This is a genomic window from Streptomyces sp. WAC00040, from assembly GCF_056835925.1.
Genome location: NZ_JAKQZE010000001.1, coordinates 2,068,135 through 2,091,299, shown reverse-complemented (window position 1 = coordinate 2,091,299; position 23,165 = coordinate 2,068,135). Strand labels below are relative to the sequence as shown.

Genomic DNA, 23,165 nt, shown 5'->3' with positions numbered 1-23,165 from the left:
AGAACAGCGGCCTGTCCGATCGGGGACAATGACCGTCAGGAATCTGCCACTTCGGCCCTGTCCTGATTGGCGGGCACAGCGCTCGCATCAGGGATCAAGCCCTGCTGAGCGAGGAGGAGTCCGGCCTGGAAGCGGCTGGTGGCGCCGACTTCCTCCATGATGGCGGAGATGTGGCGACGGCAGGTGCGGGTCGCCATACCGAGCCGGCGCGCGATGCCCTCGTCCTTGAGGCCCTTCGCCATGAGCCGGGTGATCGACACCCGCAGATCTTCGGTGATCTGCTGGTATTCGGCGGTCCGGCCCATTTCGAACGGCTGGCTCGCCTGCCAGATGGACTCGAAGGAACGGCAGAGATAGGCCACGACCGTGGGGTCGGTGACGAGCGCCGCGCCCGGCGGCTCCTTGCCGGTGCGTTCCTTGGGAATGAAAGCGAACTTGCGGTCGTAGATGATCAGCCGCTCCGACAGCTCTTCCGCTGTCCGGACCTCCGCGCCCTGTGCGCAGATCTGGCGTACATAGGTGCGCGTGGCGAGGCTCGCGCGGGCGGTGTTCTGATAGAGCGTGCGGATGCGGATACCGCGTTTTCTCATCTCGAGCGTCTGCAGCAGGTCCTGCTCCAGCAATTCCGCGCTGCGGCCGCCGCCGGGCTGGAGGCTGATGCGCTCCTCCGTGCAGCGCCGGCGGGCGAGGTCGATCTCGCGCCGGACGTCCTCGAAGTCGTCGAGCACCCGGATCGGCACATCGTCCGACGTGGACCGGGCCCGGGAGCGGTAGACCTCCGACAGGACCCGCAACTCCTGGTGTATACCGGCGATCTCGCGGCGGCGCTGGGCGATGGACAGCTCGAGCGGGGTGACCAGTTCGGCCTCGGCGATGTCCGGATCGAGCGCGGCCACGACACGGCCGTTCGCCGATACGGCGAGCAGCCGAAGCTCCTGCAGCACCTCGCGGGCCTCACTGATCATCCGGACATCGACGCCCAGGCGACCTGCGATCTCCTCGTCCTTGAACGTTCCGTTACGCAATGCGTATTCATAGACCTCGACTGCGACGCCGCCCAGCAGTTGATGCTCCCCCATAGGTCACCAACCCCAGCCAATTGCCCGATTTGTCGCTATCCACTTGCTGCCGCTCCATCATAGGACACTCCATGCCACTCGAACTCGATCTTCACTAGTGCCACCTTGTTCTTGCGGCCGGAGACGGCACGCATCGGATGAACAACGAGGGGGAAATACACGATGGCGAAGGCACACCGTTTCCTGGCTCATGGAATCTCGGTGACCGTGCTGGCGCTCGCGGTGATCCATTCCATGGCAGGGGTGACCACGTCCGTTCCCGAAGGCAACTCGTTATCCGGGGTGATTCTCGCGGACGACAAGTGGGACTCCCCGATGCCGGGCGAGGGATCCACCGCGGCCGAGCGTGATCAGTACTGACCCAGTGGTGCAGGCCAAAGGAGTATTGATGTCGGGGAATATGCCAATGGCCGGACGGCTCCGGGCGGTCGGAGCCGAATACGGCACTCTCCACTGGCCGCGGCACTGCCGTTAGCCTCGAGGCTCCGTGACGGCCCGTCGTTCGCGTCGACGGGCCGTCACGGCCGTCCGGTCCCGGTCCCGGGCCCGGGACCGGAGCCGGGGACGCCGGCGCCGGGCGGTCAGAAGTGGACGCGCCGGTTCTCCGGCGTCACGCGGTACCGGATGTCCCACAGGCTGCGCCGGACATAGGTGCGCTGCAGCCACCGGTCCCGACCGTCGTGGCGTGCGCCGAACCGCGACCTCGCGTGCACGCCCTTGCGGTTGTTGACCAGGAGCGCCTGCCCCGGCTCCAGCCGCACGGCGTGCGCCACCTCGCGGCACGTCTCCTGGAGTCCCTCGAAAGCGGCCGCCGCCTCCCCGCTCAGCGGGCGTACGCCGTTGGCCGACACGGCGATCTCCGGAAAGTCCTCGGCACCGCTGATGATCGGGGCCGGATCGGACAGCACCTCCGCCCCGCCCGCGGCACTGCGGGTGTAACTGCCCGGCGCGTTGAGCCGGAACAGCGGACTGCGCAGCAGGCGGAGCTGGTCGTCCGGCAGCCGGCCGCAGATGTCGCGGGCGTCGGCGTAATAGGTGACCGCGGCGCCGAAAGGGTCGCCACGCAGGCAGTTGAGCACCAGGAAGTCCGGATTGGCGACGTCGTACCGGCCCGTCCGGTCGTAGGTGATGTCGCTGTGGAAGTTCAGGAAGACCGCCGAACTCTGGTTGGTCTGGGTCCGCTCGCCGCCGGCCACCGGCACGATGTCGTGGATCAGCCGACCGTCCTTCTCGGTGAGCACCCCCAGGGGTTCACCGAGCAGTCCCGTCAGCCCCAGCAGCACCCCCTCGGAGACAAAGCCGCGTTTGGCCCGGCTCGGTCCGCCGTCGTCGGGTGTCGGCGGCAGCACGTCGTCGACCGGGAGGTTCCGCACCAGGGCGACACCGGCCGTGTCGATGTGCCGGCCGAAGTCCATGACCGCCTGGAGCAGTTCGGTGGGAAGGGCCGCGAAGACCTGGTGACATCGCGCGGTGGCCCGGTCGAAGTCCTCACTCGGATCGGGCAGCCGGGAGAGGCCACTGTGGAGCGTGTCCCGCACCGCGTCCGGGAGCACCAGGTCCAGACGGGTCGCGGCGCCGGGCCCCTTTGGCCCGCCGTACCGGCCGGGGGGCTCCCCGTGGACCGGGAATGCCGTCACCACGTCCTCACACCCCTGCCAGCGCGACCGTGTCCCTCGGCTGCGGGAAGTCCATCCCGTCGTGCAGCCGCTGCGCCAGGTGGAGCGCGTCCTCGCCGCTGTCCGCGAGGTGCATCGTGACCTTGCTGCCCCGCACCTCGGCGACGGGCACGCCCATCGGACGGCCCGGCTCGATCCCGGCACGGCGCTGGACGGCCTCCACGTCGACGTAGCCGCCGACCACCGCGACCCCGGGCCGTCCCGTGAGCCGCACCGTGTCGATGCCGGCGCCGTGGAAGGCGTTGTGTGCCGCGTCGGCATGGGCGTCGTCGGGATATCCGAGCACCACGGAACGCTGGTTGAAGACCACCGCGGACGTCTGGGTGCCCTCCGCGCTGATGGTCGTCCCGGCGGAGAACGGGGCGCGGTTGTAGCGGAGCACGATCTCGATACGGTGCCGCAGAGCGAGCTGCACGGCGCGGCGGTGCAGGACCTTGGCCCCGTACAGCGACATCAGTGCCGCCATGTTGTACGAGACCCGGGGCAGGACGCGGGCGCCGGCGATCAGATGCGGGTCGGAGGTGTAGATGCCGTCGACGTCCGAATGGATCTCGCAGGCGGTGCTGCCGACGGCCCGGGCGACCGCCAGGGCCGACAGGTCGGAACTGTTCTTGCCGAGCCAGGTCGGCCGTCCTTCCGCGTCGACGGCCTGTCCCCCGGGCACCACGACGACCTCGTGCTCCGACATCGCCCGGCGCAGCGGGGCGGGATCGGTCCTGACGACGCGCGCCCACAGGAAGGAGTTGTCGGTGGTCAGACCAAGCTGGTGGCCGGCGAGCACCGTGGCCGTGCGGCCCCTGCGGTGCAGCGCGGCGGCCAGCAGATGGGCGCTGACGAGATCGCCGGTCGCCAGCATCCCGGCGGAGGTGGCGTCCTCGGGCCGGGGGTTGACCTCGTGCAGCCGGCCCCGCAGCCCCTCGGTCTCGCCCTGCATCGCACTGACCACGACTGCCATCGGGCGTCCCCCGACGCAAAGGCGATCCTCGAGCCCGGCAGCGAGTTCGTCGTAGGCGGCGTGCGTACGGAAGGTGGAGCCGCCGAATTTCAGTACCACCGGGCCGTTCAACGGGTGCCTCCCGCCATGAATCCTTGCCGCAGGACGTACTCGGCCACCTGGATGGCGTTGAGCGCGGCGCCGACGCGGAGGTTGTCCGACACCAGCCAGAGCCAGAAGCCGCGCGGGTTGTCCGGGGTCACCCGGATCCTGCCGACGTGCACATGATCGGGGTGCCCGGCCCGCAGCGGGGTCGGGAAGGCCGCCGGATTCTCCGCGTCGTGCACGGTCACCTCCGGCAGCCCGGCGAGCAGGGCGACGAGCTCCGCCCGGTCGACCGGAGCACCCGCCTCCACCCAGACGGCTTCGGAGTGGGAGTTGACCACGGGCACGCGTACGCAGGTGGCGGTGAGGTCCAGATGGGGTTGGTCGAGGATCTTCCGCGACTCCTGCAGCATCTTCTGCTCCTCCAGGGTGAACCCGGTGTCCAGGAGCCGGTCGATGGAAGGGACCACGTTGAAGGCGAGCGGCGGCTTGAACCGCTCGGCGGGCAGCTCGGCATCCGGGTCGCGCAGCGCCAGCTCGGTGCCCTCCAGCAGTTCCTCGATGCCTTGATGGCCCTGGCCCGAGGCGGCCTGGTAGGTGCTGACCACCACCTGGCGGATGCCCCAGCGGCGTTCGACGGGCTGCAGCACGCGCACCAGCGGGATGGTGGAGCAGTTGGGGTTGGCGACGATGCCGCTGTCGGGGCGCCGCTCCAGCACGTGGGCATTGACCTGCGGGACCACCAAGGGGGTGTCCGGGTCCATGCGGAAGGCGTTGGTGTTGTCGATCACGAGTGTGCCCTTGGCCGCGGCGACGGGCACCCATTCGGTGCTGATCAAAGTGCCCGCGGAGAAGAAGGCGATATCGGCCCTGCCGAAGTCGAAGTCCTCCAGGTCCTGGACGGCGTACGGCCGGCCGTCCACCATGAGCTCCCGGCCGGCGCTGCGGGCCGAGGCCACCAGATGCATCTCGCGGTAGGGCAGCGACCTCTCCTCGATCAGCTCGATGAGGGTGTTGCCCACCACTCCGGTCGCACCGACGATGGCGATGCGCGGGGCTGCTGGGTCGGTGACGAGCGTCATCAGACTTCTCCGATCTGTACGGGTCCGGCTGCGGGTGCCAGAGCTGCTCGTACGGCTTCCAGGACGAAACCTGTGGGGCCGCACACCCGTGACGGCGGCGTCATCGACGCACCGCCTCGGCCTTCGGCGGGGCGGTGGGCGCGGGCTTCCCGGCCGTCCGGCGGCGCCCGCCGGGCAGCAGGGGCAGCCGGCCGAGGTTCACTGCGAGGGCCGCCGCGGCGATCAGCGCGACACCGAGGGCCTGGAGGGCATCGATGCGATGTCCGTAGACGGTGAGGTCCACGAGGATCGCCACCGCCGGGTACACGAAGGACAGCACCGCGATCCGGTCGGTGGCCAGCTTCTGGTACGAGGAGTACAGAAGGATGTACATCACACAGGTGTGGATCACTCCGAGGCCCACGAGCCAGCCCCAGCGGGCGTCGAGACCGGCGGTGTCACCGAGCCGGGTGAACGGCAGCAACAGCGGAATGCCGACCAGCACCTGCACGAGAGCGGTGACTTCGGGGCGCAGCGTGGTCAGCCGCTTGGCGATGACCGTGGCGAAGGCGTAGAAGAGCGCCGCCACGAGAGCCTCGCCGACGCCCAGCAGATAACCGTCGCTGCCGCCGAGGTCGGCGCCCGGCAGATCCGCCACCAGCACCACACCGGCGAAGGCGGCGAGGATCCAGCCGGCCCGGTACCTGTCGAGGCGCTCCTTGAAGAGGATCACCCCCAGCAGCACCACGTAGAAGGGCTGGGTGTGGTAGACGACGGTGGCCACGGATATCGACGTACGGCTGTACGCGTCGAACAGCAGCACCCAGTTGAAGACGATGAACACGCCGCCGAGGGCGGCGAGCGCGAGGGTGCCCCGGGTCAGCCGGGTGTTCCTCAGATAGCCGCGGAACAGGCAGTACGCGGCCAGGGCCAGGGCGCCGAAGACGCACCGGAAGAACACCACGTTGAAGGAGGAGGCGCCGGACTCCAGGACGAACACACCCAGGGTCCCCGACAGCCCCATGGCCGCGATGAGCTGGACGGCGCCTCTGCGCTGCCGGTCGGCCGGTACGGCCTCGTTGGTCATACGCCTCGACTCCCTCTCGGTGACGTTCGGATCGGTGCGGGCGGATCGGTACGTTCGGATCGGTGCGGGCGGATCGGTACGTTCGGATCGGTGCGGGCGGATCGGTACGTTCGGGGTCAGTGCAGCGGGACTGCGTAGTGCAGGCCGCCCGCGGTCCACAGCTCGTTCACCCCCCGGGGCACGTCGAGGCCCGACGCGGCGCCCAGGTTCCGTTCGTAGACGTCCGCGTAGGTACCGACCGCGGACAGGACCCTGTCGGCCCACTTCTCGTCCAGCCCCGCCGACGGCCCGTGTGGCCCTGCCATCCCGGCCGCGTCCTCGGGGCCCTCGTGCTCGGCGGCCACCAGCAACTGGAGCACCCACCGGACCAGCCGGAACCAGTGCGGATCGGCCTCGTGGACCGCCGCCGCCATGGGCTCGCGGGAGATCGACACCGGAAGGATCCGGTGGTCCTGCGGCCGTGGCAGGCACGCCCTGGCGCCGGCCAGCGCCGTGCGGTCCAGGACATAGGCGGCGCAGTCGCCGCTCGCGTAGGCGGCGAGCGCCTCGGCCGGGTCGTCGAAGCCGACGGGCTCGACGTCAAGGCCTCGTGGGCCGTACCACGACTCGAGATTGACCACGGTGGTGCAGCCGTTGTGGACGGCGAGACGCCGGCCGGCGAGGTCCGCAGGATCGCCTGCGCCGTCGGCCGCACGCACGAGGAACCCCTCGCCGTCGTAGCAGGTGATGCCGGCGAAGAGCACCGCGCCCGCCGCCTCACGGCCCATCGTCCAGGTCAGGTTGCACACCGTGAGATCCGCCCGGCCCGACTCCAGGGTGCGCAGCCGGTCGGTGGCGCGTACCGGGACCCAGTCGACCGCCTCCGCGTCCCCGAGGGCGGCCGCGGCCACGGCGCGGGCGATGTCGGTGTCGAGCCCCCTCCACAGCCCGGCCGGCGTCCGCAGCGACAGGCCGCGGACGCCCTGGGACACGGCGACGCGCACGGCCCCGCGGACCTTGGCGGCCCGGAGCGTGGCGGTGGTGGCCGGGCGGCTCATGACAGGCTCCCGAGCGGTTCGCGTTCCGGCCGGTCGAAGCGGCGCCGGTTGAAGGTGAGCAGTTCGGTGAGGCGCCTCGCGGTGAGCGGACCGCTCTCCCGGGCGGCCGTCACCGGCATGCCGCCCGCGTCGCTCCAACTGAGCACGGACCGTGCGTCGATGGTGGCCCGTGCGCGGTTGGCGTTGTCGGGGTGCAGGCAGAACGGCACGTCGAGGATGCCCCGGGCGAAGGCTACGACCAGGCACCGGCCGATGCTGCCGCCGAGTTCGAGGGTGGCGTCGACGAGGGCCCTCGCCTCTTCGTACAGGCCCGTGGACGTGGGTGCGGGGCCGCCGTTGACGTCGGTGGCGTCGGCCACGGAGCGGGCGAACGCGATCGCCGCCGCGTTCTCCTCGATCGTAGGAATGCGATGCGCCTCGGCCGGGGTCTTGACGATCAGCCGGTCGGCGCCGCCCTGCACGGCGAGCGGGACGCTCTCCGCGAGCAGCCGGCGGCTTCCGTCCCCGGTGCGGGGGAAGACGCCCATGAAGGTGTAGAGGACGATGTGGTGGTCATCGCCGGCCAGCCGCTCGTCGGCGAGACGCCGTAACGCGGCGAGGGCCTCCCGGTCCTGTCCCGGGTGGATCTGCTGGGCGTAGCTGAGCGACACGCCCGTCAGCCCGTGCTCCTGGAAGAACATCGCTTCCAGCACTCCGAGGGCGACCAGCAGCGACGGCGGGCACAACTGGCCCAGCATGCAGCCGCCGAACGTCTCCATGTGCATCGGTACGGGCTGCGCCGCGAGCAGTTCGCAGCCGGCGCTCCATTCGCGTACCGCCTGTCCGAGCGGCACCCGGCTGTAGGGCAGGCAGTACGAGACGGGCCCGCCCTCCGTGGCGTCGGCGCCGGCCCGGACCATGGCGTCGAGCACGCGTAACGGGCGGGGGGTGCCGTGCCGGACCTGGACCGGGAAGGCGGGTGAGGACGTCTCCTCCAGCAGGGCCCGCACCGCGGGCACACCGTGGGCGACGAGCGGGAAGCCGTTGAGGCTCCCGGGGTGCTCGCGCAGGGCGCGGCGCGCGGCGGTGAAGTCGTGGCAGCGGGTGTAGCTGTCGAGGGTGACGGTGCCGGCCGTGAAGGGGCCGGCGTCCCGCACGGCGCGCAGCCCGGCGCGCATGCGGTCGAGTTCACCGAAGCCCATGCGGGCCTGGATGACGAGATGTCCCGCGCGGCGGGCGTCGCGCACCATGCCGGTGAACCGGTCGGTCGCCATCACGCCGCTCCCGCCGGGACGGCGAGCCGCGGTGCCGGGAAGGCCGTGGCGGGGCCGGCCCCGGGACGGGTCACCGAGTGACCAGCGGCGGGGCCGGGACGGCGAAGGGCGGCGAGGGCGACAAGGAAGTCGTCGAAGCGCGCCAGGGCCGCGTCGGGGCCGCCTTCGTCCGCGTCGTCGAACACCGCGTCGTAACCGGCGGCGGTCAGCTGCGCGGTGGCCTCCGCGTGGTCGCGGTCGTCCACTCCGAGCTTCCCGCCGATGACGACGGGCAGGGCGGCGAGTTCGGACGTGGCACGCAGGGCGCGGACGAGGCGCAGCCCGTCCAGCCGGCCGTGCCCGTTGACGCTGCTGATGACGAGCAGGTCCGGCCGCAGACCGCGGCATGCGCCGATGATCGTCGCGTCGGGCGTCACATTGCCCAGGTTCGAGACGTCATGGCCGCGTTCCTCCAGCAGCAGCTGAAGGAAGACCAGGTTCCACTGATGGGCGTCGGAGGACAGACCGGAAACGACGACTCTCAGTCTCGGAGCAGAAGCTGTGCCGTTCATTCGTTCCCCCGGGGAGAAAGGAGTTACGTCATGGAAACTATCCATGGGCCGTGCCGCCCGGTCCAGCGGCATCGGACGGCATTCCTGATCGGACGGATCAGGAATTCCTATCCCTCGGCGTCCGGCTCCCGGCCGTCACCCGCAAGGCCAAGTCGGGCTGCTGCCATGCCCAGTTGGAACCGGGTCTCCACCTGGAGCTTTTCGCACATTCCGGCCAGGTACCGGCTCAGTGTGCGCGTCGAGATACCCAGCCTTCGCGACATGAACTCGTCGGATCTTCCCCGTTCCAGATGCCGGATGATTTCCAGTTCCACATCTTCGAAGACCGCGTCGTCGTGACTTCCGCCGCCGACCGGTCTGGCGTGTTCCCAGATGTGGTCGAAAATCAACGACAGAAAGCCGACCGCCACCGGATCGCGGAGCAGTGCGGCACCGCCCGAAGCTGTGGACACGAACGCGAAGGCGTCGTCGAGCAGAATCATCCTGCCGGGTATCACGGCGGCGGTGCGCACCTGTGCCCCCAGTTCGCCGAGGCGCCTGACATGTTGCAGCGCCTCGTACTGCCGGCGAGCGGTGTGCGGCACCACCGTCCGGTACCGCACACCGCGGTCGAGGAGCCCTCGGTCGAGATCCAGGGCGGCGCGCAGCGTCTGTGGACTGCCCAGTGTGGGGTGCGCCGTCAGCACGCTGTGCCGCACCTGGGCGGACAGATCGGTGAGGCGGTGCCGTACGGCGTCCCCGTCGGCGAACAGCTCGGTGGTGGTGCCGTCGAGCTCCTGCCGCCGGTGCGCCTCGTACGCCGAGCCCAGCGGCCCCAGTTCACGACGGGTGGTGTCGATCAGCCGCACCAGCTCGTGGACCCGCGTGTGGCAGGCGGCGGTCAGCGCGGCGGCGGCGACGGCCGGGGAGAGGGCCTCGTGACGGCCGGGGCCGCCGGGTCGGAGCAGCCGGCGGGCCGTCAGTCTCTTCACGGACTCGGCGACCTGCTCGCTGGAGAGCCCGAGCCGCCGGGCGGTCTCCTCCGCGTCGGGGGACGTCTCGAGCAACTGCCGGTAGACGCCGATGTCCTGGGCGGTGAGCTCGTCCGACGGCATGGCTGCTCCCCGTTCCGGCGTGTGCTTCCTTTCGTCCGGTGTGCCGCTCACAGCGCGAAGTGACGCCCGAGGAAGTCCGTCGCGATGTCTCCTCCGCGGAATTCGGGGTGGCGGAGGATCTCCTGGTGCATCGGCACGGTGGTGTGCACACCGGGTCCGCGGACGTCGAACTCCGACAGCGCGCGCAGGGCGCGGTGGATACAGGTGTCGCGGTCCGGCCCCCACACGATGAGCTTCCCGATCATGGAGTCGTAGTAGGGACTCACCCGCGATCCGGCCACGTAGTCGGTGTCGACGCGGACCCACGGGCCGCCCGGGACCCGGTACTCCTCCAGCAGACCCGGCGTCGGGACGAATCCCCGTGCGGGGTCCTCGGCGTTGATACGGCACTCGATGGCATGACCGCGGATCTCGATGTCCTCCTGCTTGAAGGACAGCGGGCTGCCGGACGCCACACGCAGCTGCTCGGACACCAGGTCGACGCCGGTGACGAGTTCGGTGACCGGGTGCTCGACCTGGATACGGGCGTTCATCTCCATGAACCAGAACGCCTCGTCCCCGGCCTCAAGCAGGAACTCCACGGTGCCGGCGCCCCGGTAGCCCACCGCACGGGCGCCCGCCACGGCCGCCTCGCCCAGCCGGTTCCGCAGCTCGGGAGAGACCATCGCGGAGGGTGACTCCTCGATGAGCTTCTGGTGTCTGCGCTGCACCGAGCAGTCGCGTTCGCCGAGGTGGACCGCGCCGCCGAAGTCGTCGCAGACCACCTGGACCTCGATGTGCCGGGTCTTTTGCAGGTAGCGCTCCATGTAGACGGCGCTGTTCTTGAAGACGGCCTGGGCGCTCGCCCGGGTGGCGGTGTAGGCGTCGCGCAGGTCCTTGGGGTCGTGCACGACGGTGATGCCGCGTCCTCCGCCGCCGGCCACCGCCTTGATGATGACCGGATAGCCGATCTCCGCCGCGACGGCCACGGCCGCGTCCACCGAGTCCACCGGCTCGACCGTGCCCGGCAGCAGCGGAAGGCCGGCCGAGGTCATCAGCCGTCGCGCGGTCGCCTTGTCGCCGACGTTCTCCATCACGTCCGGCGGCGGCCCGATGAACGTGATGCCGTCGTCGGCGCAGATCTCGGCGAAGTACGGGTCCTCGGAGAGGAACCCGTATCCGGGGTGGATGGCCTCCGCGCCGGTACGGACGGCCGCGCCGATGATGTTGGGGATGTTGAGGTAGCTGCGGGCGGGGGCGCCCGGGCCGATGTGGACGGCCTCGTCCGCGGCCTTGACGAACGGGGCGTCGGCATCGGGCGTGGAGTAGACCGCCACCGTACGCACGCCCAGATCGCGACAGGAGCGGATGATCCGCAGCGCGATCTCACCGCGGTTGGCGATGAGTACCTTGTCGAACACGTCTCGGTCCTCCCGTGTGTGTGGCGCCGGCGGGTCAGTCGACCGGGACGAGATCGATGAGCGGCTGCGCGTACTCGACCACCTCGCCGTCCTGGGCGTGGATGGCGTGCACCCGGCCGCGGACGTCGGCGGTGATGGAATTGAGCAGCTTCATCGCCTCGACGACGGCCAGCTGGGCTCCGGGCTCGACGATGTCGCCGACCTTGACGAACGGCTCCGCTCCGGGTGACGGCGCCTGGTAGTAGGTGCCGACCAGCGGCGCGGTGACCTGGACGAGGCCCGCGGGCGCCGTGTCCTCGGCGGGCGCGGCGGCGGTCGGCACGACAGCGGCCGGTGCGGCGGCCGCCGCGGGGGCGGGAAGCACGGCGACGGGGGCGGCAGCGGCCGGGGCCGTCTCCCACTCGACATCGACGCTGATCCCGCCGGCCCGCAGCGTGATCCGGCGCAGGGTGCCCGGCAGTTCACCGGCCAGCAGCCGGGTCTGTGCCCTGAGCTCTTCGACCGTCATGGTGGCGGCGGCGGTCGGCGCCTCGGACGCCTCAGTGGTCATCACGCTTCTCCCAGTCGACGATGGGCTGACGTTCGGGGTGCCCGAACCGGTCGAAACGCTCCCGGCGCAGCTCGACGAGCCGGTCCCCCGGTAGGTCGAGCAGCGGACCGAGGGTCCGCACCAGAGCGGTCTTCACATTGAGTGCCGTCGGATACGGCGCCGTGTGCGCCCCGTCCGGCGGTTCGGGCACGATCGCGTCGACCACGCCGAGGCGCAGCAGGTCCGGCGCGGTCAGCCGGAGCGCGTCGGCCGCCTGGCCCGCGCGATCCGCGGTGCCGAACAGGATCGTGGAGCAGCCCTCCGGGCTGATCACCGAGTAGTACGCGTTCTCCAGCATCAACACCGAGTTGGCGACGCCCAGCGCCAGTGCGCCGCCGCTGCCGCCCTCGCCGGTGACCACCGAGACCACCGGGACGCGCAGCCGGGAGAGCTCCAGGATGCATTCCGCGATGGCAAGGCTCTGCCCCCGTTCCTCCGCGCCGATGCCGGGGAAGGCGCCCGGGGTGTCGACGAACGCCACGACGGGCAGGCCGAAGCGGTCCGCCAGCCGCATCAGCCGCAGCGCCTTGCGATAGCCCTCGGGATTGGGCATACCGAAGTTGCTGCGGACCAGCGCCGCGGTGTCGTGGCCCTTCTGGTGGCCGAGCACGACGACGCTCCGGCCGCCGAGCCGGGCGACGCCGCCCGTCAGCGCCTGGTCGTCGCCGTGGACCCGATCGCCGTGCAGGCTCACGAAGTCGTCGAAGACGTAGCCGATGTACTCCTGCGTGGTGGGACGCCCGATGTCGCGGGCCAGCGCGACGGTGTCGCGCGTGCCACGGACGGCCGGGGGCGGTGCGGTGAGCGGCTCCGCGCCGTTCACCTCGGGCAGTTCGGGCACGGAGGGGCCGAGCAGGGTCAGCAGCCGGGCGAGGTGTTCGCGCTGGTTCTCCCGGGGGACCACCGCGTCGATCATGCCGTGTTCCAGCAGGAATTCGGCGCTCTGGAAGCCGGCGGGCAGTTCCTGGCGGATGGTGTTGCGGATGACCTGGGGGCCGGCGAAACCGATCAGGCTGCCCGGTTCGGCGAGGATGACGTCGCCGAGCATGGCGAAGGAGGCGCTGACGCCGCCGAAGGTCGGATCGGTGTTGAGGTTGATCACCGGCAGCCGGGCCTCGCGCAGCCGGGCGACCCACTGGGCCGTCTTGGCCATCTGCATCAGTGACAGGGCGCCCTCCTGCATCCGTGCGCCGCCCGAGGCGGCGATCAGCAGCAGGGGCAGCCTCCGGGACAGTGCGCGGCGGGCCGCGGCGGCGATGCCCTCGCCGACGACGGCGCCCATGCTGCCGCCCATGAAGCTGAAGTCGATGGCGGCCACGACCAGCGGGCGTCCCTCGATCGTCAGCTCACCGGCGACCAGGGCGTCATGGCGGCCGGTCCTGGCCTGAGCGTCGCGCAGCCGGTCGGGGTAGGGCTTGCTGTCCGTGAACTCCAGCAGGTCACGGGGACGGTAGTCGTCGGGGAACGGCCGGAAGCTGTCGGCGTCCGCGAGCTGCTCGATCCGGGTGTGCGGGGGGATGCGGAAGTGGAACTGGCACTCCGGACAGACCTTCCGATTGCGGTCCAGCCGTTTGACGTAGACGAAGGCGCCGCACGCTCCGCATCTGCGCCACTGCACCTCCTGGTCGGCCCTCACCGGGCCCTGTTGCGGGCTCACGGCCGATCACGCCCGCTCCGGGCCGGTGCTGCCCGGTACCGGCGGCCGGACGCGCTGCGGGACGGATTCGGTGGCGGCGGCGATCCCGAAGACGGGGATGTTCCGGTAGACGGTGTGCATCCGCGCCGGATCGACGATGTACGCCTCGTGGAAGATGCCCACGGCACCGTCGTTGCGCACCGCCCGGTTGAACCAGGCCCACATGGAGCGGTGCTTGCCCTCCGTGTTGTGCGAGTAACGCATCAGATCGTCCATGCTGCGCCAGTACTGGAGCATGATCACGGTCCGGTTGAACCAGGCCCTCGAGTAGAGGAAGCCGTGGTCCTTGTTCTTCTTCAGCTCGATCAGCATGGGGATCATCGAGGCGATGACGGGCAGCCAGCGGTGCACCATCCAGAACTTGTTGATGCGGGTGCCGATCAGCAGCACCACGGTGCCCTCGGGCGGCGCGGCTATGCGTGGCTCGGTGACGACCTTGAGGTCCATCGGGAGCTCCTCTCAGAACGGGTAGGCGCGGGCGGGGCTGCTGGTGGTGAGGGTGTGCCAGCGGGTGAACGCGTCGAGCGCGGCCCGGCCGCCGAATCCGGAGGCGTTGCCGGAGGCCCCGATGCCGCCGAACGGCAGCGCCGGGTCGTGGTTGACGGTCTGGTCGCCGACATGGACGACGCCGCAGCGCAGGCGGGGCGCGAGGGCCCGCCCCCGGTCGGCGTCGGACGTGTAAACGGCGGCGGTGAGCCCGTAGTCGGAGGTGTTGGCGAGCGCGACCGCCTCGTCGTCGTCGGCGAAGGCCGTGATCGTGGCGACCGGCCCGAAGACCTCTTTGTGGAAGACGGCCATTTTCGGCGTGACGTCGGCGAGCACCGTCGGCGGGAAGAACGGGCCCTGCATCCGTCCGCCGGTGACCAGTCGGGCCCCCTGGGCGACGGCTTCCTCGACGGCGGCCGCGATCCGGGTGAGCGCCCCGTGTTCGATGACCGGCCCGATCTGGGCGTCCGTGCGGTAGGGGTCGCCGATACGGAGCGCGGCGGCACGGCGGGCAAGGGTCTCGGTGTAGGCCTCCACCACGTCCTGGTGGACCAGATGTCGGCGGGCCGCCATACAGATCTGACCCTGGTGCAGGAACGATCCCCAGGAGCCGGCGGACGCCGCCTGCTCGATGTCGGCGTCCGGCAGGACGACGAAGGCGTTCTGCCCGCCGAGTTCCAGGACGACCCGCTTGAGCAGCCGGCCGGCCGTGGCGCCGATCTCGCGGCCCACCTCGGTGGAACCGGTGAACGACACCATCGCCACGTCGGGCGCCTGGACCAGGGCGGCTCCGGCGTCCGCGTCGCCGTGGACCACCTCCAGCACGCCCTCGGGCAGCCCGGCGTCGGCGAGCACCTCGGCGAAGAGGCGTCCGCCGGACAGCGGCGTGTGGGGATCCGGCTTCAGCAGCACCGTGTTGCCCAGGGCGAGCGCGGGGGCCACCGAGCGCATGCCGAGCAGCAGTGGGAAGTTCCACGGCACGATGACCCCGACGACGCCGAGCGGTACCCGGCTCACCTCGGTCTCCCGTCCGGGCTCGGAACCGGGGCCGTGCGGACTGTCGGGGCCGGTGGCGAGCGCGGCGGCGTGCCGCAGCTCGGCGGCCCCCGCGTGCACCTCGTAGAACGCCTTCCCGGTGATCGAGCCGCCCTCGCGGACCAGCAGGTCCATGGCCTCCTGGTCGCGCTCCAGCAGCAGATCGGCGGCCCGGGACAGGATCGCGGCGCGTTCGGCGGCGGGCCGCGCCGCCCAGGCAGGAGCCGCGGCGGCGGCACGGCGGGCGGCCGCGGCCACGGCGCCCGGGGTGGCGAGCGGGACGCTGCCCAGTTCCTCACCGGTGATGATCTCCCGGCTCGTCAGGAGCGCGGCTTCGGTGGCAGTGGTCACCTGCATACCTCTGTTTCTTCGTGGGAGGGACGTGCCGGACCGCCGCCGCGCGTCAGGACCGCGTGGGCGGTGACCCGGCCGGCGCCGGTGGTGACGGAGAGGGAGATGTCGCCGCGCAGAACCGTCTCTGCGAAGCGGGCGACCTCGCCCCGGAAGACCAGGGTGTAGGGGCCGTCGTCGGTGCCCAGCAGTTGGACGTCCCGCCATCGGCCGGCCACCCGCGGCGGGGCGGCCAGGGCCCGCAGCGTCGCCTGGCGCAGTGCCCACCGGACGGCGCAACCGCGCCCCGCGGGCAGCTTCACCGCCGTGACGCCGTGCCGGGCGATCAGCCTGTCGAGCGAGTCGACCGCGACGCCGTAGCTGCCGATCCGAAGAACGCTCTGCCCGTGCTCAGGCATGGGCGGCCTGCCCCTCGGCGAGCAGACCCTCGACCATGGAGATCAGGTTTCCGACCGTCATCCGGTCGAGCATCCGGTCGAGGGTGAGCCGCCCTTCCCATTCCGCCGGGTCGAGCTGCGGCATGACGGTGCGCAGTTGGGCGAGGCCGCGGGGGCTGATGATTCCACCGGCGTCGCAGAATTCCGCGTCGGCAACGTCGCCCTGCAGATATCGGCCGCAGCGCTCCACCGAGAGAACCACCGGCGCGCTGCATTCGATACGGAAGAAGATGTCCAGCAGATCCAGCGATTCCAGGCCGAGATCGGCGCTGAGAACGAGATCGGTGCGGTAGACGGCGGCGTCGATCCCGAGCGTGTCGATGACGATGGAACGAACGAGTTCCCTCACGTCGTATTGAGACATGCACATCACTCCTGTCCGGCCTGCCCGGCCTCGAAGACCCCTGCTTCGCGGCCTCTTCTCACCAGAGCCGCCGGACGGCGCGGACCGGACACGTCGGCGGGGTCCGGCGCGGCCGGGCAGCTGACGCAGCCGGCCGCCGCGGGGACGCGCTCCCCCGCCTCGACGGCGGCGAGCACCCGACGGAGACGGCGCAGGCAGCGCGTACGTATGGGGCCGACCGAGCCGACGGACATGGACAGGGCGGCGGAGATCTCCTCGTACGAGGCGGGCGGGTCGTCCAGGGCGAGGAGCAGCACACCCCGGCACTGCTCGGAGAGCGTGCCGATGGCCCGCAGCACCTCTTCCCCGCTCTGGGCCCGTAACGTGATCTGCTCCGGGCTTTCACCGTGCCCGGAAAGGCCGTCGAGTGTTTCGCTGTCGCCGACCATGACGAGACGTTTCCCCCGGGTGACGACTTTGAGGGATTCACGTCGCGCGACGGTGGCGAGCCAGTCGCCGACACGGTCGGGATCGCGAATCCGGTCCACGTTCTGCACGAGCCGGAACCAGGTGAGTTGGCGCACGTCCTCGGCGTCCACGTCGTTCATCCGGTGGCTGCGCACGACGGAGGACACGAGCCTGCCGTACCGCTCCACGATCTCGTCCCAGGACTCCTGTTCGCCGCGTGCGCATCCGGCCAGAAGTTCCGCATTCCCTTTACGGGTCATTGGAATTCCCTCGTAGCAAAACAACAGTGCCGACGGCGGGGGGTACCTCTCATGCAAGCCGCCGTCGGCCAAGGCGGGCAAGCACATCGGCTGGCAGCTAGCGGACCGGCCACAGGTGGACACCGGGGCGGCCCGTCCCGGCCCGGCCGGGTCACGGGCCGGCCTCGCGGGGAAGGAGTTCCGCCATGGCCGAGCGCAGCCTGACCGGCAGCGGACCCGTGTCCTCGCTCCCGGCACGGATGGCCACGCCGAGCGCGAACCTGTCCCACACCTGCAACACCTGCACCTGCCACAGTTCACGCTCCTGTTCGGGGATCTCGTCGTCCACGACGGCCAGGCCCCCGTCACGCAGCCGGTGCACGGAGAAGGCGTCGAACCCGCGGCACATGCCCATGCCGGTGGCCTTGGTGTACGCCTCCTTCGCCACCCAGGAGTCGGCGAAGGCGTGGCCGCGCTGGTCCTCCCGGTTGCGCCGGAGCACCTCGGTCTCCAGCGGGGTGAAGACCTTCGGCGCGAACTGCATCGCCTCTGACCGGGCGGGGGTGACCTCGGCGTCCACCCCGGCGGTCCGGCCCCGGACGACGATGGCCGCGATCAGTCCGTTGGTGTGGGTGATGTTGAAGTCCAGCCCCCAGGCCGTGCCCTCGACCTCCGGGCGGCCGTACTTACCGGTGCGGAACCGCCAGGAGCCGGGCGGAACGTCCGCGTAGCGTGACAGGACCTGGCGGGAGAGCAGCCTGGCGCCGAGGAACCGGCGCCGGGCGGCGGGGAACAGCAGCCGGTCGTGCCGGGCCCTTTCCTCGCCGGTGAGCAGCGCGGCACCACCGGTGGCCTCGGCGAACCGGTCGACGTCCTCCTCGGCGAGCAGCCAGACCTCGGCGGTGTCCGCGAGGGGGTCGTCGGGCCGGGCCTCCGGCGGATCGGCGACCGGGTCGGCGAGCCGTGCCCCGATGTCCATGTGTGTTCCTCCCTTCCTGAGTTCACCGGTTGACGGGAAAAGACCGGAAGGAGAAGAGCCGGCCTTCGCTGTACGCCGACGACAGTGCCGCGGCGACCTCGCCGATCTCCTGGGGTCCGGTGATCCGCCGGGTCGGGTGGAACCGCTTGAGCAGCCGTTCCAGACACACCAGGAGCACCGCCGGGGACCGCAGCGCCGGGTCCATGCAGTGGCCACCGTTGAGGTGGAGGTGCACGACGGAGGCCGCGGCGGACACGGTGGTGTACTGCTTGGCGAGGTCGTACAGCTCCGCCGAGGAGGCGGCGTCCTTGCCCAGGTCCGAGAGGAGTTTGCGGTGCTCCTCCGCGATCCGGTCCAGTTCGCCCGCGATGGCGCCGGCGGCGTCGGCGGCGGCGGCGAGCTGTGCGGCGTCGCGGCCGGTGGCGGCACCGGCGGACCAGCGCAGCTCGTCGACGGCGGAGCGCAGGGCGAGCACCGGGTCGTCGACGCCCCGGCTGAACAGCTGTTGCTCCGCGGGCCGGTAGGGCTCCATGGGGTAGGAGGGGTCGAACAGCGGACCGGTCCTCGCCACCGCGCCGGCCACTGCCCCGGGGTCCTGGGCGGTGGCGTTGGCGAGCAGCTTCTCGAGCTGGAGGGCGATGTTCTTGAGGTTCACGACGGTGTTGCCGTCGGCGAAGTTGGAGATGGCGAAGTCCCGCAGGACCTTCTGGAAGATCCCGTGCCGGGGATGGGAGCGCAGGTAGTAGCGCGCACCCAGCACGGTGCTCAGCCGTCCGAGCGTCTCCTCCAGGAAGGTGGGGACGAAGTACTTCACCACCGACGACCAGATGCTCGCCTGGTCCGGGCTCAGCTGAAGGCTGCGCACCGCTCCGGTGGTAAGCGCGTCTGTGATCAGCAGGTCCGCGAAGCACTCGACGAGTTGGCGCCGCGAGTAGGGGACCTCGAAGACCGGCCCGCCGAAGATGGTGCGCCGGACGGCGAAGTCGAGCGTGGTGCGCAGTGCGGTGTCCACACAGCTCATCGCGATGCTGGCGATGGCCACCCGGGCCAACTGGCTGCTCTTGAGCGCCGTTTCGAGGCCCTGGCCGGCCCGTCCGACGAGGGCTGAGTCCGGTACGAAGCAGTTCCGCAGCCGCACCCCGCTCATGTCCAGCCCGCGCAGGCCGTGCAACGGCTCGTCCGGCAGGTGTTCGAGCTGGTCGGCGGGTACGCCTGCCTTCTCGACGGCGAACACGGAGTATCCGCCCGGGCCGCCCCGATCCGAGGTACGGGCGAAGACCATGACGGCATCGGCGACGGTGGCGTTGCCGATCGTCCACTTCTCCCCGTCGAGCAGCCAGCCGCCCTCGGTCCTGCGGGCGGTGGTGTCGTTGGCGAGGATGTCGCTGCCGTGCCGGCGTTCCGACAGCCCCCACGCCAGCTTCCCGCCGCTCCTGATCACATCGGCGAAGTGCTGGCGCTGCCCGGGGGTCCCGGCGATCCACACCGGCATGTAACTGAGGCTGGTGAGGACCATGGCCGTGGCGGACGTGGGGTCCCGCCGCGCGACGAGCCGGTAGAGGTTGAAGCCGTCCTGGACGTCGACGGCCCTGCCGCCGTTCTCGGCGGGGACGATCCAGTCGTACAGCCCCCAGGAGGCGAGGTGGTCGACGAACTCGTGGGGATACTCCTCCCGTTCGTCCAGGGCGAGGATGCGGGAGAACGGCATGGGCCCGGCCGGGTCCTGCGGATCGCCCAGGTGACGCTCGAGGTCGGCCATCAGGGCCGGCAGATCGGTCATCGCTTCTCGTCCTCCACGTCGTCCGGGCCGGCCCGGTGTGCGGTGCCGTCACTGAGCCGTACCGGCAGAGCCGTGAACAGCCGGTGTGCGGCGTCGAGTTCGGTGATCAGTCGCGCGGCCGGGGCGGCGTCGTGGCCCGCCGAGCGGGGCTCGCGGCCGTCCACGAGCGTGGTCAGCAGACCAAGGACGGCGGTGAGCCACCCGGTGGCTCCGGGCGACGCCTCGCCGTAAAGTCCGGCGCGGTCGCGGTGGAACCACCACGTCAGGGCGGCCGTCGCCGCCGCGTAGAGCAGGCACAGCCGGTCGGCGAGGTCCAGCAGCTCCGGGGACGCCTTCAGCGAGCGGGTCCGGTCACGCTGGGCGGCCGCCGCCTCCCGTACGACGCCGCCGAGCGCCCGGCGGACACCCGTCACCAGGGCGGCGGCACGAGTGTCGCCCCTGCGGTCGAGTTCGGCGGCGATCGCGTCCGCGTGCCCGGCGAAACCGAGCAGGATGTCATCCTTCGGGCGTACGCCCAGGTCGAGCGCGGCCGGTTCGACGCCGGGGAGGACGTCGACGTCGCCGAGGGCGAAGACGGCGGTCAGCCGGCGCTCGCGGTCCGCCGCGGCAGTCCCGTCCGACCGCGCCGCCCCGCCCGGTTCCTGGTCGTAGGCGGCCGCGTACGCGGGCAGGTGCATCGCGATGGCCCGCAGGTTGCCGAGCACGCTGGTGTCGATGACAGCGACCATGGCGTTGTCGCGGACCGCCTTGTCCAGGACCGCGCCCCGCCCCTCACGGAGCACCCCGCGGGCACCCACCAGAGCACGGGACCGGGTGGCGCACGCGGCGGTGAGCCGGGTGGCCACGTGTTTGACGACCGAGGAGCAGAGGCCGAACGACGCCGGTGCGACATGGACGAGCCGCGCGGCGGCGAGCACGGTCACGTCGGTCGCGATCAGTTCGGCGGCGGCCAGGGCCAGTTCACGGGATCCGTACGGGGTGTCCGCGACGCGGTCGCCCCCTGTGCGGTGCCCACGGGCGAAGCGCAGCGCCGTACGCAGCGCCGTGTCGGCGGTGGCCAGGCAGCCCGCGGTGCTCATCAGCCGGACGATCTGCTGGGCCCGCAGCGCCCCGGCGAGGCCGCTGCCGGTGTCCCCGACGACGGCGCCGGGCGGCACGGGGAGGCCGTCGAACTCCAAGTCCGCGAAGTCGATGCCGCGCATCCCGGTGGTGGGCCGCGCCGGAAGCCGCCGTACGCGGTCGTCCGCCAGCTCCCCGGGTCCGAGCAGCAGGGCGGTGAACGCGGCGGGGCCGCGCTCGGCGGTACGGGCCACGACGACGGCCGCGTCCGCCGAAGCCCCCCGGCCGACCAGCCATTTGACCCCGGTCAGCCTGCCGTCGTCGGCCAGCCGGCAGGCGTTGGCGAGGACGTCGCTGCCTGCCTGCTCCTCGGACAGCCCGAAGGCGATGGTGCGGCCGTCCCGCAGCCATGCGGCGACCGTGCGGTGCTGCTCTGCCGTACCGGCGGCGAGGACGGTCGTGACGGCCGAGATGCTGAACATCGTGGCGGGCATGACGTTCACGTCGCGTCGGGCACAGACGCGAACCAGGACGTGGGTGTCCTCGAAGGAGCGCAGCGTGCCGCCCAGTGACTCGGGGAGATGGCAGAGGTGGAAGCCCTCCGCGCGCAGCCGCCTCTCGGCCGCCCCCGGGTACGTCCCCTCGGCGTCGCGGGCCGCACCGGCCGCGAAACCGTACGGGTTGTCCGGCAGCCACGGGTCCCCCAGCGCCGCGTCCAGCGCCTCGGCGCGGGCGAACGGCGCGGCGGCCGGTCCAGGGGCCGGGGCGGGCGCGGTCGCCGTGCGTGCGCCTGTCACCGCCCCACCCCCACGGTGGGATCGCAGGAGGCGGAGTCCTCCGGCGACGGACGGGTCGCGAAGCCCGCGGGGAAGGCGACGCCCGCGGCCCGCAGAACGGCCAGCCGCTGGTGGAACGCCGCCCCGGCCATGATCTGCCGGGCCACGTCGGCCACCCGGCGGTGCTCGGGCGCCGCCAGATAGGTGCCGCGCACCCAGGCGTTGAAGCTGCCCATCGCCGGCCCGCACCAGATCTGGAAGTCGACGGCGCGGTCGGCCTCCCCTGTCTTCGCCCACCGCGAGGCCATGCCGAGGTACCAGCGGAAGATGAGGGCCGCGCGCCGCTTGGGGTTCCCCTCGGCACGGGCGAGCTGGCCCGGGTCGCGGCGCCGGAAGTACTCGGCGGTCTCCTCCCACACGTCGTCCAGCGGCCGCCGGAAGATCTGCTCCTCGACCCGGGTGCGTACGTCCGCCGGAATCGCCTCGATGCCGTCGTACGCGCGGTACAGCTCGTACAGCTGCTTCGCTCGCATCGGGAAGAACGTGCCGCGCCGAAGCACCTGGAGCTCGACGCCCATCTCGAACATGTCGGCGGCGGGGGCCATGTCGCAGTCGGCGATGCCCGCCTGGCTGAGCATCTCCTTGACCCGTGCGGACGTCCCGGCCTCGAGGCAGGACTGGTTGACGGAACCGGTGACGATGTAGTCGGCCCCCATGGCGAAGGCGGCGGCCGCCGCCTCGGGGGTGCCGATCCCGCCCGCCGCGCCGATCCGGATACGCACGGGGCAGCCGGTCTCCTGCGCGACGGCGTCGCGCTGGCGCATGATGACGGGCAGCAGGGCGGGCAGCGGCCGGCGGTCGGTGTGTCCGCCGGAGTCGGCCTCGACGGTGATGTCGTCGGCGAGGGGGACCAGCGCGGCGAGACGGGCCTGCTCCTCGGTGACCAGTCCCTCCTCGACGAGCGCCCGCACCATCGCCTCGGGAGCGGGCCTCAGGAAGAGGTCCGCGATCTCCGGCCGGGACACCTTGGCGATGATCTTGTTGGTGGCGGTGACGCCGGACGGCCCGCCCGCGGTGAGCCCGGCCACCCGGTATCGGACCAGATGCGGGGTGAGCCGGAGGAAGGCCGACGCCTCGACGCGCCGGACCCCGTACTTGAGGAACAGGTCGACCGAGGTGCGTTCGAGCCGCTCCTCGCTGGGGCTGTGGATCAGATTGCAGGCGTACGCGAGCCCGGGGATCTCGTCGCGGAAGCGCACCAGCGCCTTCTCGACCGCCTCCGGCAGCAGGCCGGCCGCTCCGTAGGAGCCGAGGAAACCGGCCCGTGCCATGGCGATGACCATGTCGGCCGACGCGATGCCGTTGGCCATGGCGCCGCTCATGTACGCCTGACGCACTCCGTGGTCGGCGAGGAACGCGGCGCTGCCGAGCCGTTCGGGGCCGAGGGGCGGCGCGGCGGCGACGATCTCGTGGTCACCGTCGGCGGTCACCGTGCCGCCGCTCGCGGCCCCCAGGCCGTACGGCCCGCGCAGGATGTACACGGGCTCGTCGAGCCGGGTCAGGGCCTGGTGGATCCCGGTGTCGCCGACCGCGGGCTGCCCGGGGCCGCTCCAGCGCGGCCGGTACACGTCGGTGGTCATGCTGAGTCTC

At 71.4% G+C, this 23,165-nt stretch carries 22 protein-coding genes; 1 reads left to right on the top strand and 21 read right to left on the bottom strand.

What is annotated here, in order from left to right; translation table 11 throughout:
* Nucleotides 1-35 precede the first annotated feature (35 nt).
* Nucleotides 36-1,079, bottom strand: a complete 1,044-nt coding sequence (locus MDN94_RS09555; protein ID WP_482725444.1) for a helix-turn-helix transcriptional regulator — start codon at nt 1,077-1,079, stop codon at nt 36-38.
* A gap of 162 nt (nt 1,080-1,241) precedes the next feature.
* Between MDN94_RS09555 and MDN94_RS09550 the strand changes: the two genes are divergently transcribed.
* Nucleotides 1,242-1,439 carry a hypothetical protein gene (locus MDN94_RS09550; RefSeq protein ID WP_441263619.1) on the top strand — a complete coding sequence of 66 codons (198 nt, stop codon included), beginning with the start codon at nt 1,242-1,244 and terminating at the stop codon, nt 1,437-1,439.
* Nucleotides 1,440-1,660: 221 nt separating this feature from the next.
* Here MDN94_RS09550 and MDN94_RS09545 read toward each other — a convergent pair whose 3' ends face one another.
* The 20 genes from MDN94_RS09545 to MDN94_RS09450 form a co-directional block, all read right to left on the bottom strand.
* Nucleotides 1,661-2,719 carry a TauD/TfdA family dioxygenase gene (locus tag MDN94_RS09545; protein ID WP_482725443.1) on the bottom strand — a complete coding sequence of 353 codons (1,059 nt, stop codon included), beginning with the start codon at nt 2,717-2,719 and terminating at the stop codon, nt 1,661-1,663.
* A 4-nt stretch (nt 2,720-2,723) separates the two neighbouring features.
* Nucleotides 2,724-3,821 carry an amino acid kinase family protein gene (locus MDN94_RS09540; protein ID WP_482725442.1) on the bottom strand — a complete coding sequence of 366 codons (1,098 nt, stop codon included), beginning with the start codon at nt 3,819-3,821 and terminating at the stop codon, nt 2,724-2,726.
* Nucleotides 3,818-4,876: an aspartate-semialdehyde dehydrogenase gene (locus tag MDN94_RS09535; protein WP_482725441.1), complete on the bottom strand. Its 1,059-nt coding sequence runs from the start codon at nt 4,874-4,876 to the stop codon at nt 3,818-3,820. Before MDN94_RS09535 ends, MDN94_RS09540 begins: the two co-directional genes overlap by 4 nt.
* 100 nt (nt 4,877-4,976) lie before the next feature.
* Nucleotides 4,977-5,942: a DMT family transporter gene (locus MDN94_RS09530; RefSeq protein WP_482725440.1), complete on the bottom strand. Its 966-nt coding sequence runs from the start codon at nt 5,940-5,942 to the stop codon at nt 4,977-4,979.
* 116 nt (nt 5,943-6,058) lie between these two features.
* Nucleotides 6,059-6,979 carry a transporter substrate-binding domain-containing protein gene (locus MDN94_RS09525; protein WP_482725439.1) on the bottom strand — a complete coding sequence of 307 codons (921 nt, stop codon included), beginning with the start codon at nt 6,977-6,979 and terminating at the stop codon, nt 6,059-6,061.
* Nucleotides 6,976-8,232 (bottom strand): methylaspartate mutase, encoded by a 1,257-nt coding sequence (locus tag MDN94_RS09520; protein ID WP_482725438.1) that lies wholly within the window; start codon nt 8,230-8,232, stop codon nt 6,976-6,978. Before MDN94_RS09520 ends, MDN94_RS09525 begins: the two co-directional genes overlap by 4 nt.
* Nucleotides 8,232-8,783, bottom strand: a complete 552-nt coding sequence (locus tag MDN94_RS09515) for a cobalamin B12-binding domain-containing protein (RefSeq protein WP_482725437.1) — start codon at nt 8,781-8,783, stop codon at nt 8,232-8,234. Before MDN94_RS09515 ends, MDN94_RS09520 begins: the two co-directional genes overlap by 1 nt.
* A gap of 107 nt (nt 8,784-8,890) precedes the next feature.
* On the bottom strand, nt 8,891-9,877 hold the full coding sequence (locus tag MDN94_RS09510; protein WP_482725436.1) for a hypothetical protein: 987 nt from the start codon (nt 9,875-9,877) through the stop codon (nt 8,891-8,893).
* A gap of 47 nt (nt 9,878-9,924) precedes the next feature.
* Nucleotides 9,925-11,277, bottom strand: a complete 1,353-nt coding sequence (gene accC / locus MDN94_RS09505; protein WP_482725435.1) for an acetyl-CoA carboxylase biotin carboxylase subunit — start codon at nt 11,275-11,277, stop codon at nt 9,925-9,927.
* Nucleotides 11,278-11,311: 34 nt separating this feature from the next.
* Nucleotides 11,312-11,827, bottom strand: a complete 516-nt coding sequence (locus MDN94_RS09500; protein WP_482725434.1) for an acetyl-CoA carboxylase biotin carboxyl carrier protein — start codon at nt 11,825-11,827, stop codon at nt 11,312-11,314.
* On the bottom strand, nt 11,817-13,523 hold the full coding sequence (locus MDN94_RS09495) for an acetyl-CoA carboxylase carboxyltransferase subunit alpha (RefSeq protein ID WP_482725433.1): 1,707 nt from the start codon (nt 13,521-13,523) through the stop codon (nt 11,817-11,819). Before MDN94_RS09495 ends, MDN94_RS09500 begins: the two co-directional genes overlap by 11 nt.
* Nucleotides 13,524-13,529: 6 nt before the next feature.
* Nucleotides 13,530-14,009, bottom strand: a complete 480-nt coding sequence (locus tag MDN94_RS09490; protein ID WP_189470511.1) for a DUF4188 domain-containing protein — start codon at nt 14,007-14,009, stop codon at nt 13,530-13,532.
* A 12-nt stretch (nt 14,010-14,021) separates the two neighbouring features.
* A complete protein-coding gene (locus tag MDN94_RS09485) occupies nt 14,022-15,440 on the bottom strand; it encodes an aldehyde dehydrogenase family protein (protein WP_482725432.1) in 1,419 nt (472 codons plus the stop codon).
* Entirely contained in the window at nt 15,431-15,832 is a 402-nt protein-coding gene (locus MDN94_RS09480; protein WP_482725431.1) for a holo-ACP synthase, read from the bottom strand. The genes MDN94_RS09485 and MDN94_RS09480 overlap by 10 nt, the downstream gene beginning before the upstream one ends.
* On the bottom strand, nt 15,825-16,235 hold the full coding sequence (locus tag MDN94_RS09475) for an acyl carrier protein (RefSeq protein ID WP_482725430.1): 411 nt from the start codon (nt 16,233-16,235) through the stop codon (nt 15,825-15,827). The genes MDN94_RS09480 and MDN94_RS09475 overlap by 8 nt, the downstream gene beginning before the upstream one ends.
* 5 nt (nt 16,236-16,240) lie before the next feature.
* Nucleotides 16,241-16,942: an RNA polymerase sigma factor gene (locus MDN94_RS09470; RefSeq protein ID WP_482725429.1), complete on the bottom strand. Its 702-nt coding sequence runs from the start codon at nt 16,940-16,942 to the stop codon at nt 16,241-16,243.
* Between the two features lie 151 nt (nt 16,943-17,093).
* Nucleotides 17,094-17,900 (bottom strand): 4'-phosphopantetheinyl transferase family protein, encoded by an 807-nt coding sequence (locus MDN94_RS09465; RefSeq protein ID WP_482725428.1) that lies wholly within the window; start codon nt 17,898-17,900, stop codon nt 17,094-17,096.
* A gap of 22 nt (nt 17,901-17,922) precedes the next feature.
* On the bottom strand, nt 17,923-19,680 hold the full coding sequence (locus MDN94_RS09460; protein WP_482725427.1) for an acyl-CoA dehydrogenase family protein: 1,758 nt from the start codon (nt 19,678-19,680) through the stop codon (nt 17,923-17,925).
* Nucleotides 19,677-21,536 (bottom strand): acyl-CoA dehydrogenase family protein, encoded by a 1,860-nt coding sequence (locus tag MDN94_RS09455; protein WP_482725426.1) that lies wholly within the window; start codon nt 21,534-21,536, stop codon nt 19,677-19,679. Before MDN94_RS09455 ends, MDN94_RS09460 begins: the two co-directional genes overlap by 4 nt.
* Entirely contained in the window at nt 21,533-23,155 is a 1,623-nt protein-coding gene (locus tag MDN94_RS09450) for a PfaD family polyunsaturated fatty acid/polyketide biosynthesis protein (protein ID WP_482725425.1), read from the bottom strand. Before MDN94_RS09450 ends, MDN94_RS09455 begins: the two co-directional genes overlap by 4 nt.
* Between the last annotated feature and the right edge of the window lie 10 nt (nt 23,156-23,165).